13 protein-coding genes are annotated in these 15,311 nt (G+C 62.4%); 6 read left to right on the forward strand and 7 right to left on the reverse strand.

The window, feature by feature from the left end; genetic code table 11:
- The first annotated feature begins 31 nt into the window (after positions 1–31).
- The 6 genes from purL (at position 32) to J5286_RS12560 (ending at position 6,947) form a co-directional block, all read left to right on the forward strand.
- On the forward strand, positions 32–2,266 hold the full coding sequence (purL, locus tag J5286_RS12535; RefSeq protein WP_209190595.1) for a phosphoribosylformylglycinamidine synthase subunit PurL: 2,235 nt from the start codon (positions 32–34) through the stop codon (positions 2,264–2,266).
- A gap of 20 nt (positions 2,267–2,286) precedes the next feature.
- A complete protein-coding gene (locus J5286_RS12540; RefSeq protein ID WP_018902199.1) occupies positions 2,287–2,520 on the forward strand; it encodes a BolA/IbaG family iron-sulfur metabolism protein in 234 nt (77 codons plus the stop codon).
- 356 nt (positions 2,521–2,876) lie between these two features.
- Positions 2,877–3,791: a LysR substrate-binding domain-containing protein gene (locus J5286_RS12545; protein ID WP_209190596.1), complete on the forward strand. Its 915-nt coding sequence runs from the start codon at positions 2,877–2,879 to the stop codon at positions 3,789–3,791.
- A gap of 145 nt (positions 3,792–3,936) precedes the next feature.
- Entirely contained in the window at positions 3,937–4,272 is a 336-nt protein-coding gene (gene grxD / locus J5286_RS12550; protein ID WP_018902196.1) for a Grx4 family monothiol glutaredoxin, read from the forward strand.
- Positions 4,273–4,414: 142 nt separating this feature from the next.
- Complete coding sequence (locus tag J5286_RS12555) at positions 4,415–5,620, forward strand: multidrug effflux MFS transporter (RefSeq protein ID WP_209190691.1); 1,206 nt, start codon at positions 4,415–4,417, stop codon at positions 5,618–5,620.
- 46 nt (positions 5,621–5,666) lie between these two features.
- The gene (locus J5286_RS12560; RefSeq protein WP_209190597.1) at positions 5,667–6,947 is read left to right on the forward strand and encodes a multidrug effflux MFS transporter; all 1,281 of its coding nucleotides are present in this window, start codon (positions 5,667–5,669) and stop codon (positions 6,945–6,947) included.
- Between the two features lie 37 nt (positions 6,948–6,984).
- Here the strand turns inward: J5286_RS12560 and J5286_RS12565 are convergent, their stop codons facing one another.
- The 7 genes from J5286_RS12565 to J5286_RS12595 form a co-directional block, all read right to left on the reverse strand.
- A complete protein-coding gene (locus tag J5286_RS12565; protein WP_209190598.1) occupies positions 6,985–7,809 on the reverse strand; it encodes an inositol monophosphatase family protein in 825 nt (274 codons plus the stop codon).
- Between the two features lie 97 nt (positions 7,810–7,906).
- A complete protein-coding gene (gene ttcA, locus J5286_RS12570; RefSeq protein WP_209190599.1) occupies positions 7,907–8,800 on the reverse strand; it encodes a tRNA 2-thiocytidine(32) synthetase TtcA in 894 nt (297 codons plus the stop codon).
- Positions 8,801–8,870: 70 nt separating this feature from the next.
- A complete protein-coding gene (locus J5286_RS12575; protein ID WP_209190600.1) occupies positions 8,871–9,800 on the reverse strand; it encodes a glutaminase in 930 nt (309 codons plus the stop codon).
- A gap of 75 nt (positions 9,801–9,875) precedes the next feature.
- Positions 9,876–10,493 (reverse strand): 30S ribosomal protein S4, encoded by a 618-nt coding sequence (gene rpsD / locus J5286_RS12580; RefSeq protein WP_018902188.1) that lies wholly within the window; start codon positions 10,491–10,493, stop codon positions 9,876–9,878.
- A 283-nt stretch (positions 10,494–10,776) separates the two neighbouring features.
- Positions 10,777–12,231: an alkaline phosphatase gene (gene phoA, locus J5286_RS12585; protein WP_209190601.1), complete on the reverse strand. Its 1,455-nt coding sequence runs from the start codon at positions 12,229–12,231 to the stop codon at positions 10,777–10,779.
- A 184-nt stretch (positions 12,232–12,415) separates the two neighbouring features.
- Positions 12,416–13,933, reverse strand: a complete 1,518-nt coding sequence (locus tag J5286_RS12590) for a helicase HerA domain-containing protein (RefSeq protein ID WP_209190602.1) — start codon at positions 13,931–13,933, stop codon at positions 12,416–12,418.
- 100 nt (positions 13,934–14,033) lie between these two features.
- Positions 14,034–15,209 (reverse strand): MFS transporter, encoded by a 1,176-nt coding sequence (locus J5286_RS12595; protein WP_209190603.1) that lies wholly within the window; start codon positions 15,207–15,209, stop codon positions 14,034–14,036.
- Positions 15,210–15,311 lie beyond the last annotated feature (102 nt).

The following is a 15,311-nucleotide window of genomic DNA, read 5'->3' on the forward strand; positions in this document are numbered from 1 at the left end:
ATCGCGCAACGGCAGGGACTTCGCAGAGCTCATGACCATTTCCAATACCCGCCCGATCACTCCAGAATTGATCGCCGCCCACGGCTTGAAGCCGGACGAATACCAGCGGATTCTGGATCTGATCGGCAGGGAGCCGACCTTCACCGAGCTCGGCATCTTCTCGGCCATGTGGAACGAGCACTGCTCCTACAAATCCTCCAAGAAGTGGCTCCGCACGCTGCCGACCAAGGGTCCGCGCGTCGTCCAGGGCCCCGGTGAAAACGCCGGCGTCGTCGACATCGACGACGGCGACGTCGTGGTCTTCAAGATGGAGAGCCACAACCACCCGTCCTACATCGAGCCCTATCAGGGTGCGGCGACCGGCGTCGGCGGCATCCTGCGCGACGTTTTCACCATGGGCGCCCGCCCGATCGCCGCCATGAACGCGCTGCGCTTCGGCTCGCCTGATCATCCGAAGACGAAGCACCTCGTGTCCGGCGTCGTCTCCGGTGTTGGCGGCTACGGCAATTCCTTCGGCGTTCCGACGGTCGGCGGCGAAGTCGAGTTCGACGCGCGCTACAACGGCAACATCCTGGTCAACGCATTCGCGGCCGGCCTTGCCAAGTCCGACGGCATCTTCCTCTCCGAAGCCAAGGGCGTCGGCCTTCCCGTCGTCTATCTCGGCGCAAAGACCGGCCGTGATGGCGTCGGCGGCGCGACCATGGCATCGGCGGAATTCGACGAATCGATCGAAGAAAAGCGCCCGACCGTTCAGGTCGGCGACCCCTTCACTGAAAAGTGCCTGCTCGAGGCCTGCCTCGAGCTGATGCAGACCGGCGCCGTCATCGCCATCCAGGACATGGGCGCGGCCGGCCTCACCTGTTCGGCTGTCGAAATGGGCGCCAAGGGCGACCTCGGCATCCTGCTCGACCTCGACACCGTTCCGGTGCGCGAGGACCAGATGACCGCTTACGAGATGATGCTGTCGGAAAGCCAGGAGCGCATGCTCATGGTTCTCGAGCCTGCCAAGGAAGAAGTGGCCAAGGCGATCTTCGTCAAGTGGGGCCTCGATTTCGCGATCGTCGGCAAGACTACCGATGACCTGCGCTTCCGCGTCATGCACCAGGGCGTTGAAGTCGCCGACCTGCCGATCAAGGATCTCGGCGATCAGGCACCGGAATATGACCGCCCCTGGCGCGAAGCCGACAAGCGCGCACCGCTTCCTGCCAACCTTGTCGCAGCGCCAGAGGATTACGGCCAGACGCTGCTGAAGCTCGTCGGCTCGCCGAACGAGTCCAGCCGCCGCTGGGTCTACGAACAGTATGACACGCTGATCCAGGGCAACTCGCTGCAGCTGCCGGGCGGCGACGCCGGCGTCGTGCGCGTCGACACGCATCCGACCAAGGCGCTTGCCTTCTCCTCCGACGTGACGCCGCGCTATGTCGAGGCCGATCCGTTCGAGGGCGGCAAGCAGGCCGTGGCCGAATGCTGGCGCAACATCACCGCAACCGGCGCCGAGCCGCTGGCGGCGACCGACAACCTCAACTTCGGCAACCCGGAAAAGCCCGAGATCATGGGCCAGCTGGTGCAGGCCGTGAAGGGCATCGGCGAAGCTTGCCGTGCACTCGACTTCCCGATCGTCTCGGGCAACGTCTCGCTCTATAACGAGACCAACGGCGTCGCGATCCTTCCGACCCCCACCATCGCCGGCGTCGGCCTGCTTGGTGATTGGAAGAAGATGGCGCGCATCGGCAGCGCATCCGATGGTGACAAGGTCATCATGATCGGCACCGACGGCAGCCACCTCGGCTCGTCGATCTACCTGCGCGATATTCTCGGCAGCACGGATGGCCCGCCGCCGGAAGTCGATCTCTTCGCCGAACGCCGCAACGGCAACTTCGTCCGCTCGGTCATCCGCAACGGCCAGGCAACCGCCTGCCACGACATTTCCTCGGGCGGCCTGGCGCTGGCTCTTGCGGAAATGGCGATGTCCTCGGGCAAAGGCCTGAAGATCAGCCTCAGCGAAGGTCGCGGCGAAACCCACGGGCTTCTCTTCGGTGAAGACCAGGCGCGCTACGTTCTGACCGTCCCCGCCGATGTCGCCAGCTTCGTCTGCGCCAACGCCGAAGGTGCGGGCGTTCCGTTCCGCCGCCTCGGCACCGTCGAGGGCGACGCGCTTGTCGTCGACGATCTGCTGTCGCTGCCGATTCAGCAATTGCGCCACGCCCATGAATCATGGTTCCCTGAATTCATGGATGGCAGCGGCACGCTCGCTGCCGCGGAATGATGCGCAAGGAGTAATCGACCATGGCCATGAAACCCGGTGACATCGAAGACATGATCAAGGCCGGCATCCCCGGCGCAAAGGTGGTCATCCGTGATCTGGCCGGCGACGGCGATCACTACGCCGCCGAAGTCGTAGCCGAAGCCTTCCGCGGCAAGAGCCGCGTGCAGCAGCACAAGATGGTCTACGACGCGCTGAAGGGCAACATGGGCGGCGTCCTGCACGCGCTGGCGCTGCAGACCTCGGCGCCGGAATAAGGCCCACCGTCAAAGCCTGTTAAAAAATGCCCGGCTCCGCCGGGCATTTTTGTTTCTCATTCTTCCGTGAACGCGTGCCGTCAATTCAATCGTCCCTCGACTGCCTACGGCGGCACGTCTCCACTCTCGATTCCACATCCCAATCGTCTTCAATCGGCCAATCGCCGGTCGCTCGCCACGCGTTGTCGGCGCCGCGCGGCTGAAACGAGACGATCCGGATGACATCTATGATCAGACGATAGACTTCGCTCCACATGGTCTTTCCTCGCGGGTTTGATCGCGATGGCCATTGAATTCCGGTTGCCCAAGGTCTTCAAACGAGCTTATCGTCCACTTCGCATGACTTGAGGTTATCCATGAAACGTGGTCGCTTACCTTTGACCGCCCTACGCAGTTTCGAGGTCGCGGCGCGTCTGCGGAGTTTCACCCGGGCTGCCGATGAGCTGCTGATTTCTCAGTCCGCGGTCAGCCGGCAGGTGCGCGAACTGGAGCGGCAGCTTGGCCAGCCGCTGTTCGAGCGGGGCCACCGTATGGTCGCTCTCACCGGCTCGGGCGAGACGTTGCTGGCCGTCCTTACGGCGAGTTTCGACGCGATCGGCACCTCTCTCGACCGATTGAAGGCCAATAAGCCCGCTTCGTCATTGTCGATCAGCGTCGAACCGTCCTTCGCGGCGGGCTGGCTGGCGCCGCGCCTGGCCTCATTTAGTCACTTGCAACCCGATATCGACCTGTTGCTTGACGTGGACCCGCGCCCGGTCGAATTCAGGGCCGGCCGCGTGGAGATCGCCGTTCGCCACAGCGCGACGAGAACGGAGTGGCCGAGGGTGGAATGCCAATGGCTCGCCGACGTGACAATGATCCCCGTGATCGCGCCCAATCTGCTGAGTGCGCGCGCCCCCGTGACCAAGCCGACGGATCTGCTGCAATTCCCGTTGCTTCATGAAGACAATCGAGACCTTTGGCATCGCTGGTTTACGGCCGCCGGTGCACAGGCCGGCGAAACGCGCGGCTCGGTCTATCCCGATGGCGCGCTCATCTTGCAAGCGACGCTGCGCGGAGAGGGTATCGCATTGATGGACAGGATGTTTATCCGCGATGAACTCATGGCGGGAGAACTTGTGCAGCTCTTCGATACCACCATTCCGCATGGCGCATACTGGCTTGTCGCCAGGAGCTTCGAGGATCTCTCGCCTCAGGCCTCTGTCTTCGTGGATTGGCTTAAAACCTCCGTAAACTCTCAGGAGGCTTCAAAAGGCGATGGCCAGGCGTAACGCTTCGGCAACAGCGGGAACATCAGACCGATAGGGCCCTCCTTTTTTTGTTGCCACCCGCTGGAATTCCGGTCGCCACATGCTATCTAAGCTTAACGATTGAAACGGCGGGCCTTTAACTCGCCTGTTGAAAGGATTAGGTCCCATGAGCGGCATCAACGAATTCATCGACAACGAAATCAAGACCAACGACGTCGTCCTCTTCATGAAGGGCACGCCGCAGTTTCCCCAGTGTGGTTTCTCCGGCCAGGTCGTGCAGATTCTCGATTACATCGGTGTCGACTACAAGAGCGTCAACGTGCTCGCCGATTCGGAAATCCGCCAGGGCATCAAGGACTACTCCAACTGGCCGACCATTCCCCAGCTTTACGTCAAGGGTGAATTCATCGGCGGCTGCGACATCGTCAAGGAAATGTTCCAGGCTGGCGAATTGCAACAGCACTTCCAGGAAAACGGCGTAACCGTTCGCGGCGCCGCTTGACCTGACCGGTCACCGGGCATCCGCCCGGTTTCCATTTCTGTATTTTGAGTCCGAGGCGCTGTGCTGAACAGCGCCTTGGCCTGTTTTTGGGAATTACATTGTGACAGATTCATCACAAGCCGCGCACGTGGGCCGCATCCCCATGGGCAAGGGTGAGTTCATCGCGCTGGCCGCTTTCCTGATGGCGATCAACTCGTTGGCGATCGACATCATGCTGCCGGCGCTGCAGCAGATCGGCGCCAGCCTGAACGTGGAAAGCGAAAACCATCGCCAGTTCGTCGTTTCCACTTATCTTCTCGGCTTCGGTTTTGCCCAGCTCATCTATGGCCCGCTGTCCGATCGCTTCGGTCGCCGCCTTCCACTGCTGGCCGGCATCGGCATCTATATCTGCTCCTCGCTTGGCAGCGCGCTGATTCCCACCTTCGAAGGCCTGCTGATCCTGCGTTTCATCCAGGGTCTCGGCTCCGCGGCCACCCGCGTCATCACCATCTCCATTGTTCGCGACATTTACGGCGGAAGGCAGATGGCCGAGGTCATGTCGCTGATCATGATGGTCTTCATGATCGTTCCGGTTATCGCGCCCGGCAGCGGCCAGATCATCATGCTGTTCGGCAGCTGGCACCTGATCTTCCTGTTCATTGCCGTAATGGCAGCGATCATCGCCGGCTGGGCCTATATCCGCCTGCCAGAAACGCTGCGTCCGGAGAACGTTCGCCCCTTCACCGCGAAATCGGTGCTGGGTGGCTTCAAGGTCGTTCTCACCAATCGCGTGGCGCTCTGCTACACGATCGCCAGCACATTCATCTTCGGCGCACTGTTCGGCTTCATCAACTCGGCGCAGCAGATCTATGTCGGCATCTACGGCCTCGGCGTCTATTTCCCCTTCGCCTTTGCCGGCGTCGCGGTCTTCATGTCGATGTCGTCGTTCCTGAACTCGCGTCTCGTCGGCAAGTTCGGCATGCGCCGCCTGTCGCACGGCGCTCTCCTTGCCTTCATCACCATCAACACGATCTGGCTGCTGGCCCTGATATTCGGCCCGCACCCGATGCCGTTCTTCCTGTTCATCGGCTTCTTCGGTCTGGCGATGTTCAATTTCGGCTGGATCGGCTCGAACTTCAATTCGCTGGCCATGGAGCCGCTCGGCCACGTCGCCGGCACCGCCTCGTCGGTCCTCGGTTTCATGAGCACCGTCGGTGGCGCGCTGATCGGCGCCGGCATCGGCCAGGCCTTCAACGGCACGGCGCTTCCGATGGTCGCAGGTTACTTCACCGTCTCGATCATCGGCCTCGTCTTCGTGCTGATCGCCGAAAAGGGAAAGCTCTTTCAGCCGCATAATCCGGCTGTTTGAGCACGCATGCGACGGTTGAGACAAATCTATATTTCAGGACAATCATATGACGCCACCCCATAAGCCGCACACCGAAAACCAGGGATCCAGCCGCATCGGCATGGGCTTCCTCGAGTTCGTCATCACCATCGCCATCATGACGGCAAGCGTCGCCATGGCGATCGACAGCATGCTGCCTGCCCTGCCCGCCATGGGCCACGCGCTCAACGTCGCCAACGCCAACGACACGCAGCTCGTCATCGGCGTCTTCTTCCTCGGCTTCGGCATATCGCAGATCATCTTCGGCAGCCTGTCCGACACGTTCGGCCGCCGCAACATCATGCTCGGCGGCCTCGCCGTCTATGTGCTGGCCATGTTCGGCGCCGCCGCCACTGGCAGCTTCGAAATGCTGCTCGTCATGCGCTTCATTCAGGGCCTCGGCGGCGCCGCCGTCCGCATCACCACCATGGCCGTCGTCCGCGATTGCTTCGGTGGCCGTGAGATGGCGCGTGTCATGTCCTATGTCATGATCGTCTTCATGATCGTGCCGATCGTCGCCCCCTCGGTCGGCCAGTTGATCATCACCTATGCCAACTGGCACTGGATCTTCATCCTGCTCGGCATCGTCGGCGCCATCCTGTTTCTCTGGGCATCCCTTCGTTTGAAGGAATCACTGCCGCGCGAAGAGCGTATCCCGCTTTCCTTCGGCAATGTGGTCGATGGCTTCAAGACGGTTCTGACCAACAAGATCACCTGCGGCTACATGATCGGCCTGACCATGTTCACCGCCGTCATCAGCGCCTATGTCATCTCCGTTCAGCAGGTCTTCGGCGAGGTCTACGGCCTCGGCGACTGGCTTCCCATCGCCTTTGCCGCCACTGCCGGCGGTATCGCGGTCGCCAACTTCGCCAACGGCTTCTTCGTACGCAAGTTCGGCATGCGTCGCATCTCGCATGTCGCGATGATCCTCTTCACCATCATCTCCGCGATCGGCTTCTTCAAGGCGCTCGGCGGCACGCCAAGCTTCACGCTGGCCTATGCGCTCTTCACGATCCTGTTGATGATGTTCGCGGTGATCGCCACCAACTTCACGGCGATCAGCCTGGAGCCGATGGGCAATCTCGCAGGCACCGCCACCTCGATCACCGGCTTCGTCTCCACCACCTTCGGCGCCATCCTCGGCGGCGGCGTCGGCCAGCTGTTCAACGGCACCGTGCAGCCGCTCTTCGGTGGCTTTGCGCTGTTCGGCCTGATCAGCATCGCAGCTACGCTCTGGGCCGAAGGCGGCAAGCTCTTCACCCACCCGGGCGACGATCCGCAGCTCGATCCGGGCGCTGGGCATTTCTAAAACACGAAGCCCGCCGATTTGGCGGGCTTCTTTTATTCTAAATCGTAAACACCTCGCGCCGCAGCAGCTCCCAGCTTTCCTTGTCCGGCGCGATCAGCAGGCCGCCGTCGACATGCTCGGGCAGATAGGCCGAGCCGTCGAAGCGCGCCGCGTAGCCGCCGGCTTCGACGCAGGCGAGCGTGCCGCCGAGGTGGTCCCAGGGCATCAGCTTGTTGTACATCAGGTAATGCACGTGGCCGCCGGCAAACGCCCGGTGTTCGTGCGCGGCGCAGCGGTAGTTGCAGATGAACCGGACCTTGGCGAGGTTGGCGAGCACTTCGGCGCGCTTGCCGGGTGCCAGAAAGCCCGTCGAGGCCATTCCGACCATCTGGTCGAGCGCGACGGGCGCAGACGTACGAAGGCGCTGCGTATCGCCATCAGGACGCTTCAGCCATGCGCCGGCGCCCTGCTCGGCGATAACCCAGTCATCGCCCATCGGATCGTAGATGATGCCGGCAATGCATTCGCCGTTCGCGACCACCGAGGCCATGACGCCGAAGGCGGGAATGCCCGAGGCGAAGTTGAAGGTGCCGTCGACGGGATCGACGATGACCGATAGCGACGCATCCTTCAGCTTGCCAAGCAGTGCCGGATCGGCCGCGACGGATTCCTCGCCGATGAACAGCGCTTCCGGCCACAGCGCGGCGACCTCGGCCTTGATCATGCGCTCGGCTTCAAGATCGGCTTCCGTCACCAGATCGGTCGCTTCGGTCTTGGCGCGCACATCGTCGCTGCCAAGCCGGCGGAAGCGCGGCAATATCTCAGCCTTCGCCGCCCGCCGCAAGAGATCGGCAAGCGTGGTGACATCTATCTTGGAAACCATGGTTCATCCTTCCTGGCGCTGTGACATGCCGAAAGACTATGCCGCAATTTTGCGACAACGACATGTGTCAAAACAAGAGCTTACGCCCGCAACGAAATCACTTTTCCGTCGCGGCATCGCCCGCCATCAGGCCGGCGAAGTCGAAGAGCTTGGGGTCGAGCAGATGCGACGGGTTCACATGCGAGAGAGCGCGCAACATCGTGTCCTTGCGGCCGGGCATGCGGCGCTCGATATCGGCGAGCATGTCCTTCATGGCATTGCGCTGCAGCCCATCCTGCGAGCCGCACAGATCGCAGGGAATGATCGGAAACTGCATGGCGGCGGCGAATTTCGCCATGTCGTCCTCGGCGCAATAGGCCAGCGGACGCAGCACCATCAGGTCGCCCTCGTCGTTCAGAAGCTTTGCCGGCATCGAGGCCAGGCGGCCGCCGTGGAAGAAATTCATGAAGAAGGTTTCGAGAATATCCTCGCGATGGTGGCCGAGCACCAGCGCGTCGCACCCTTCCTCGCGAGCGATGCGATAGAGGTTGCCGCGGCGCAGACGCGAACAGAGCGAGCAATAGGTGCCGCCGGCTGGGACCTTCTCCTTCACGATCGAATAGGTGTCGCGATACTCGATCCGGTGCTTTACGCCGATCTTGGTCAGATATTCCGGCAGGATATGCTTCGGAAAATTCGGCTGTCCCTGGTCGAGATTGCAGGCGACGAGTTCGACCGGCAGCAGGCCGCGCCATTGCAGGTCGAGCAGCAGCGCCAGCAGGCCGTAGGAATCTTTGCCGCCGGAAACCCCAATCAGCCAGCGCTTCTGGCCGTTGAGCATGCCGAAATCGTCGAAGGCCTGGCGCACCTGGCGCAGCAGCCGCTTGCGCAGCTTGTTGAACGAGACGGAGCTTGGCGCATCGGCAAACAGCGCATGCGCGATCGCGCCCTCGGTCTCAGGCGTTTCCAGCTCGTCTCCGATGCTTGGCGCGATATTGGCTGCGATATTCATTGTCTCATCCGTTGAGGTCCCAGGTCGAAACCAAATTCCGTCTAGCAGAAAGCCGCGCCACAACCCAGCATCAATCGCCGAAAACCGACCATCCGGTGCGCGCCGCCAGCATTTCCAGCGCAACGGCGCCGAGCTGCGAATTGCCGACCTTGTTCAGCCCCGGCGACCAGACCGCGATCGAGGCGATACCGGGCGCCACAGCGAAGATGCCGCCGCCGACGCCGCTCTTGCCGGGAAGGCCGACGTGATAGGCGAAATCGCCGGAGCCGTCATAGTGGCCGCAGGTCAACATCAGCGCGTTGATGCGCCGGGCGCGCTTTGGCGAGACCACCGAGTGGCCGGTCATCGGGTTCGCGCCGCGGGCGGCGAGGAAGAGACCGGCGCGGGCCAACTGCTCGCAGGTCATCGACAGCGCGCACTGGTGGAAATAGACGCCGAGCACATGCTCGACCGGATGATCGATGTTCTTGTAGGCGCGCATGAAATTGGCGAGCGCGAAATTGCGGTAGCCCGTCTGCGTCTCGGACTTCGCGACCTTGTCGTCGATCGTCACCGTCTCGTCGTCGGCCAGATAGCGCACGAAGCGCAGGACTTCGCCGATCGCCTCGCGCGGCTCGTGTCCGGCAAGCACCACGTCGGCAACGGCAATCGCGCCGGCATTGATGAAGGGGTTGCGAGGGATGCCGGCTTCCTGCTCGAGCTGGACGATCGAGTTGAAGGAGTTGCCCGACGGCTCGCGCCCGACCCGCTTCCACAGCCCCTCGCCGACCTTGCCGAGCGCCAGCGTCAGCATGAACACCTTGGAGATACTCTGGATCGAAAACGGTACGGCTGCATCGCCGACGCTAAAGACCTTGCCATCGACAGTGACGACCGAGAGCCCGAACTGGGCGGGATCGATCTTGGCAAGCTCAGGAATATAGTCCGCGACCTTGCCCTCGCCGATGCGCGGCTGAAGTTCGGTATAGATACTGTCGAGGACTGCCTGCAAATCCGTCATCACGACCCCTCTCAAGATAACAAAAAAGCCGCCCCGAGAGGCGGCTTTTCCGTATGCGAAAACGCCTCGCGCTAATTAACGCGAATAGAATTCGACCACCAGGTGCGGTTCCATGACAACAGCGTACGGTACGTCGCTGAGAGCCGGTACACGAGCGAAGGTAGCAACCATCTTGTTGTGGTCGACTTCGATGTACTCAGGAACGTCGCGTTCAGCCAGGCTGATAGCTTCGAGAACCGAAACCAGCTGCTTGGACTTCTGACGAACTTCGATGACGTCGCCGGCCTTGCAACGGTAGGAACCGATGTTGACGCGGACGCCGTTCACGGTCACGTGGCCGTGGTTGACGAACTGACGGGCAGCGAAGACGGTCGGAACGAACTTGGCGCGATAAACGATCGCATCCAGGCGGGATTCCAACAGACCGATGAGGTTTTCAGAAGTGTCGCCCTTGCGGCGAGCTGCTTCGGCGAAGATCGCGCGGAACTGCTTCTCGCGCAGGTCACCGTAGTAACCCTTGAGCTTCTGCTTGGCGCGCAGCTGCACACCGAAGTCCGAGAGCTTGCCCTTGCGGCGCTGGCCGTGCTGGCCCGGGCCGTATTCGCGGCGGTTCACCGGGGACTTAGGACGGCCCCAGATGTTTTCGCCCATACGGCGGTCAATTTTGTACTTGGACGATTCGCGCTTGCTCATCGTATTTCCTTTCAGAATGTTACGGCTGTTTGTTTCCAAACCGCTCGAAGGAAACACGCCCTCCTTTGGCCTCTTTGAGGGAGGCCCGACAGGATTTTCCGGTTACGCGAACTGGAAACTCCACGGGACATGTCAAATGAAACACGGGACATTGCTGCCCCGTGCTGGCGCGGTCTTTAGGGTGAAGTCACTGGAATGTCAATCACAATCCATGGCCACACCGGCAAAACCGTATGATCCCAAGCAAGCTGGAACGGCTTGCTTCCAAGCAAGCCGGAGCGGCTTACTTCATCGCGGCCTTCTGGGCTTTCAGGCCGAGTGCGTCGCTGATCGTGTAGAACAGATCGGTCTGGTCGGTCAAACCGCTGACATTGGCCGCGCGCGGACCGTAGGCTGCGATACGCAGCTGCGAACCGGTATGGCCCTGGTCGTCGACTTCGTCCGAGTTGCCATAGCTGACAGCCATCACGGCGCCATCCTTGGTCATCAGCGCTTCCGTCAAGCCGGGAGCCTTGGTGCTGGCGTCGATGATCTGGCTGGCATGGGCGTGGTCGGCGGTGACGATGACGAGCGTATCGCCCTTCTGCTCCGCGAACTTCAGCGCTTCCTGAACGGCTTCGTCGAGGTCGACGGTTTCGCCGATCTGGCCGCACGGGTTGGCGGCATGGTCCTGCTTGTCGATCGAGGCACCCTCAACCTGCAGGAAGAAGCCCTTCTCGTTGGTGCTCAAGAGCTCGATCGCCTTCGAGGTCATCTGCGCCAGCGTCGGCGTCGCGGCCGTGCGCTTCTCGTTCGGCTTGCAGACGACAGGCTCCTTCTCGACATTGCCATAGTGGCTGGCCTGCGGGCCCTGCCAGCGGATCGGCATGTTGCCCTCGGCGAAGAGACCGAGAACCGGGGCGCTGTCATTGGCCTGCTTGACGGCGGCAAGTTCATCGGCGTTGGTGACGATCTTGTAGCCGCGCTCCTCTGCCTGCTGGCGCAGCGTCTTGCCCTTCCATTCGCCAGCCTTTGCGGTCTCGCCGAAGCTCTTGGCGCCGCCACCGAGCGTCACGTCGGCGCGGGCGTTGATCAACTGCTCTGTGATCGAACCCTTGCCGCCGTTCTCAAGCGCGTTGCTGGCGCACCTCTCGGTCGTCGCTTCAGGACCATAGCATTTGCGCTGGGTGACATGGGCGATCTGAACGGCAGGCGTTGCGTCCTGCAGCTCCGCGGTGGATACGTTGCCCGTTGCCAGACCAGCAGCCTTGGCCTTTTCCAGCAGCGTCTCATGCGCCTCTTCGCGGATATCAACGCCGATCGCGCCGTTATAGCTCTTCACGCCGGTTGCCCAGGCGGTGCCCGATGCGGCGGAGTCTGTCACATAGGTTGGCTTGCCGGTTTTCTTGTCGAGCGAGTAATGGGTGTACTGGCCGGTGACGGGCAGAGCGTCGATGCCCTTGAAATACTGGCCGGCACCGACGGCGTAGTTGCGCGCGATGGTGATTTCGGAATCACCCATGCCGTCGCCGATCAGAAGGATGACGTTCTTCGGGCGGCCGTCGACGATCGCGGCACGGTAGGCCTCGGTGATGTCGCCGGAGATGCGGCGCGCGCCGCCGGGCGTGCTCAGGTCCTCGCTGGCGCCACGCTCCATGAGCTTGGTCGCAGCCGCATCGGCGGCATGAGCAGGCTGAATGGCAACGGTGGCAAGCAGCGCTGTTGCGAATGCTGTGATCGCACGGGTGGAATTCGACATGGCCAACATCTCCTTTGGGCAAAAGGTCTAAGTACGCCCGAGTAGGGCATGCGGGGTTATCCACCCCTGAGATGAACAGCATGTGACAGGACCAACCCTATCGTGTACCGAAATGCCGATACACGACAAAAAACCGCAAAGCGGCTTTCTATCTGAAAATGTGAATATGGAGGGTGGCTGCTTTTTATTCAGCAGCCGACTGCAGATCATCAGCGTCGGGCGCATTGGCATCGCCGGGCGCCGTCTGGCAGTTGATGTCGGGGAAAGCGACGATCCGCTTGCCGGAGAAATCAGTGTGCACGACAACCGTCCCCTGCTCCTCGAAATAGCCAAGGAGACGCCGGGCGCGACGGGCAGAATGCGTGCCATAGGCCCGCGCGATGCGGGCGTCGGACGGGCAAGGCTCGCCGCAGACGGCGGCCTTGGCGAGCATCAGGAAGACGCCCTGCAGATCATCCGTCACGCCCGAGGACAACGACAGCGCCGTCGCCCATGCTTCCGTCCCGGCGGTCTCGGGATCGACGCCCGAGCGCGATACGGCAACGCGACGGCGGAATTCCGGCAGCGACATCGGCGATCCCGGCACGCGGCGCATGCGAAGGCGCACGAGGAACTCCTGATAGAGCACCGAATCCGTGCGGAAGCCCGAGCCCGGATCATCGAGGATTTCGCTCAATACGGCCGAGACGCGCTCCTCTCGATCTTCCGCCGACATCTCTGGCTGGCTGGCGCGGCCTTCGGATGGCTGCGGCGCGGTGGCTGCGGGTGCGGAGCGCGAAAGCTCGGCCAGGATATCCGTGGTCGGGCGTGGCGCGGGCGCTGCGCGGCGTACGATCGGTCGCTGGAACTCTTCGGGATCCGGCGTGAAGATCAGGTCTTCGACATCCTGAGGAGAATCCGGCAGTGGCATCAGCTTGGGGCTCGACGAACGCGCCGAGGTCTCGACATTGCCGATCTGGATCGGCAGCGGCCGGCGCGACAGGGCCGGACCGAGCGCGACAAAATTACCGCGCTTCAGATCGCGGAACATTTCCGCCTGGCGGCGATCCATCCCGAGCAGGTCGGCGGCGCGCGCCATGTCGATATCGAGGAAGGTGCGACCCATCAGGAAGTTGGACGCTTCGGCAGCGACGTTCTTGGCGAGCTTCGCCAGACGCTGCGTGGCGATGACACCGGCCAGACCGCGCTTACGGCCACGGCACATCAGGTTGGTCATCGCGCCGAGTGAACTCTTGCGCGCATCGTCGGAAACTTCGCCGGCGACCGACGGCGCAAACATCTGCGCTTCGTCGACGACGACGAGGACCGGGTACCAGAATTCACGATCGGCATCGAACATGCCGTTGAGGAAGGCAGCCGCGGCGCGCATCTGCTGCTCGACCTCAAGCCCTTCGAGCGTGAGCACGCAGGAGACACGGTGCTGGCGAATACGATTGGCGATGCCGGCGAGTTCCGCCTCGGTGCGCTCGCCATCGACGACCACATGGCCGAACTTGTCGCTCAGCGTGACGAAATCGCCCTCGGGATCGATGATGACCTGCTGCACCCACGGCGCGGATTGCTCGAGCAGGCGCCGCAACAGGTGCGATTTGCCGGAGCCGGAATTGCCCTGAACAAGGAGACGGGTCGCCAGAAGCTCCTCGATATCGAGCGTGGCCGGATTGCCTCCCGACGCCGATCCCATATCGATACCAACCTGCAAGTCCCATTCCCCTTCTGAAATCAACGCCACTCTTTAGCAGATTCGCGGCGGAATGCTCGGCCTACCGAACAAAACCCACAACCAATCACACCTTTTCGAATCAGGCCGCCTTGTCCGCCACGACCGCCCTTGCTTGGCTCTCTGCCCTAGGGATCAGCATGCGGGTGAAGAGCAGGCTGACGGCAAGCGGAATGAGCAGGATGCCCAGCCCGACACGCAGCCCGAACGCCTCGGCCACAAAGCCGATCGCAGGCGGGCCGACGAGGAAACCGCTGAGCGCGATGAAGGTCAGGATGGCGACGCTTGCGGCCGCCGGCCGGTCCGTCAGGCTGGCAGATGCCGTGACCGCGAGCGGGAAGCCGACCGAGACGCCGACGCCGATCGCCGCAAAACCGATCAGCGCCACCGCCGTGTTCGGCGCCAAGAGCACGATCACCATGCCGGCAAGCGACGCACAGCCGCAGACCCGCGCGATGACAACAGCGCCGAAGCGGCTCTTCATGTAATCGCCGCCGAAACGCCCCGTCGCCACGAGGCAGGCGAAGACGGAGTAGCCGAGACCGGTCAGCGCGCCGGTCGCGAACAGCACGTCGCGCAAATAGACCGCCGACCAGTCGGCGATTGCCCCCTCGGTCATGGTGATGCCGAAGGTGAAGGCGCAGATGCCGAGAAGGGCTGCACTCGGCAGCTTGAACGGCGCGCTTTGCGCATGCGATGCCTCGGCCGCCGGATCGGGCCCGAGCGGCAGACGCACGCTGACGAAGAGCGCGATCGGCAGCACCAGCAGCGCGATCAGGGCGATCGACCAGTTCGCCGGCAGATGCAGCGCGGCAGCACCGACGCCCAGCAGGCTACCCGCCATGATGCCGAGGCTCCAGAAGCCATGGCAGCGGCTCATGATCATGAGGCCGGTCGTCTTTTCCGCCCGGTCGGCCTCGACATTGAGCCCGAGTTCAAGCGTCGATAGCGTGACTCCAAGGATCATCAACGCGAAGAACAACGTCGTGATGTTGTCGGCGAAGGCCGGCAGGGAGACGACCGCGAGAAAGGCCACGAAACCATAGATGATCGTCGCGCGCCCGCCGATTTTCGCGACCAGCCGGCCAGCAAAGGGCAAGGTCATCAGCGTGCCGATCGGCAGCCCGAGCAGCGCGATGGCGAGATCGGCCGGCCCCATGCCGAGCTTCGCCTGCACATCGGGAATGCGCGGCAGCCAGCTGCCGAAGGCGATCGGCTGCAGAAAGAAGATTAGCATCACAAGTCTTTGAAACGACATAAGACAGTCCCCTGTTCGCGTCAGGGAGCCGAAGCCCGCGAACGATTCTCCATCTCAGAGCTTGCGATATCGGCATCGCGAAGGAAAGCGCTGGCAGCGCGA

The organism is Rhizobium sp. 16-488-2b, from assembly GCF_017741815.1.
GTDB lineage: Bacteria > Pseudomonadota > Alphaproteobacteria > Rhizobiales > Rhizobiaceae > Rhizobium.

Bases quoted from the DNA above. Each gene is read 5' to 3' on its own strand.
- purL (WP_209190595.1), top strand. From the start codon at position 32: ATGACCATTTCCAATACCCGCCCGATCACTCCAGAATTGATCGCCGCC.
- J5286_RS12540 (WP_018902199.1), top strand. From the start codon at position 2,287: ATGGCCATGAAACCCGGTGACATCGAAGACATGATCAAGGCCGGCATC.
- J5286_RS12545 (WP_209190596.1), top strand. From the start codon at position 2,877: ATGAAACGTGGTCGCTTACCTTTGACCGCCCTACGCAGTTTCGAGGTC.
- grxD (WP_018902196.1), top strand. From the start codon at position 3,937: ATGAGCGGCATCAACGAATTCATCGACAACGAAATCAAGACCAACGAC.
- J5286_RS12555 (WP_209190691.1), top strand. From the start codon at position 4,415: ATGGGCAAGGGTGAGTTCATCGCGCTGGCCGCTTTCCTGATGGCGATC.
- J5286_RS12560 (WP_209190597.1), top strand. From the start codon at position 5,667: ATGACGCCACCCCATAAGCCGCACACCGAAAACCAGGGATCCAGCCGC.
- J5286_RS12565 (WP_209190598.1), bottom strand. From the start codon at position 7,809: ATGGTTTCCAAGATAGATGTCACCACGCTTGCCGATCTCTTGCGGCGG.
- ttcA (WP_209190599.1), bottom strand. From the start codon at position 8,800: ATGAATATCGCAGCCAATATCGCGCCAAGCATCGGAGACGAGCTGGAA.
- J5286_RS12575 (WP_209190600.1), bottom strand. From the start codon at position 9,800: ATGACGGATTTGCAGGCAGTCCTCGACAGTATCTATACCGAACTTCAG.
- rpsD (WP_018902188.1), bottom strand. From the start codon at position 10,493: ATGAGCAAGCGCGAATCGTCCAAGTACAAAATTGACCGCCGTATGGGC.
- phoA (WP_209190601.1), bottom strand. From the start codon at position 12,231: ATGTCGAATTCCACCCGTGCGATCACAGCATTCGCAACAGCGCTGCTT.
- J5286_RS12595 (WP_209190603.1), bottom strand. From the start codon at position 15,209: ATGTCGTTTCAAAGACTTGTGATGCTAATCTTCTTTCTGCAGCCGATC.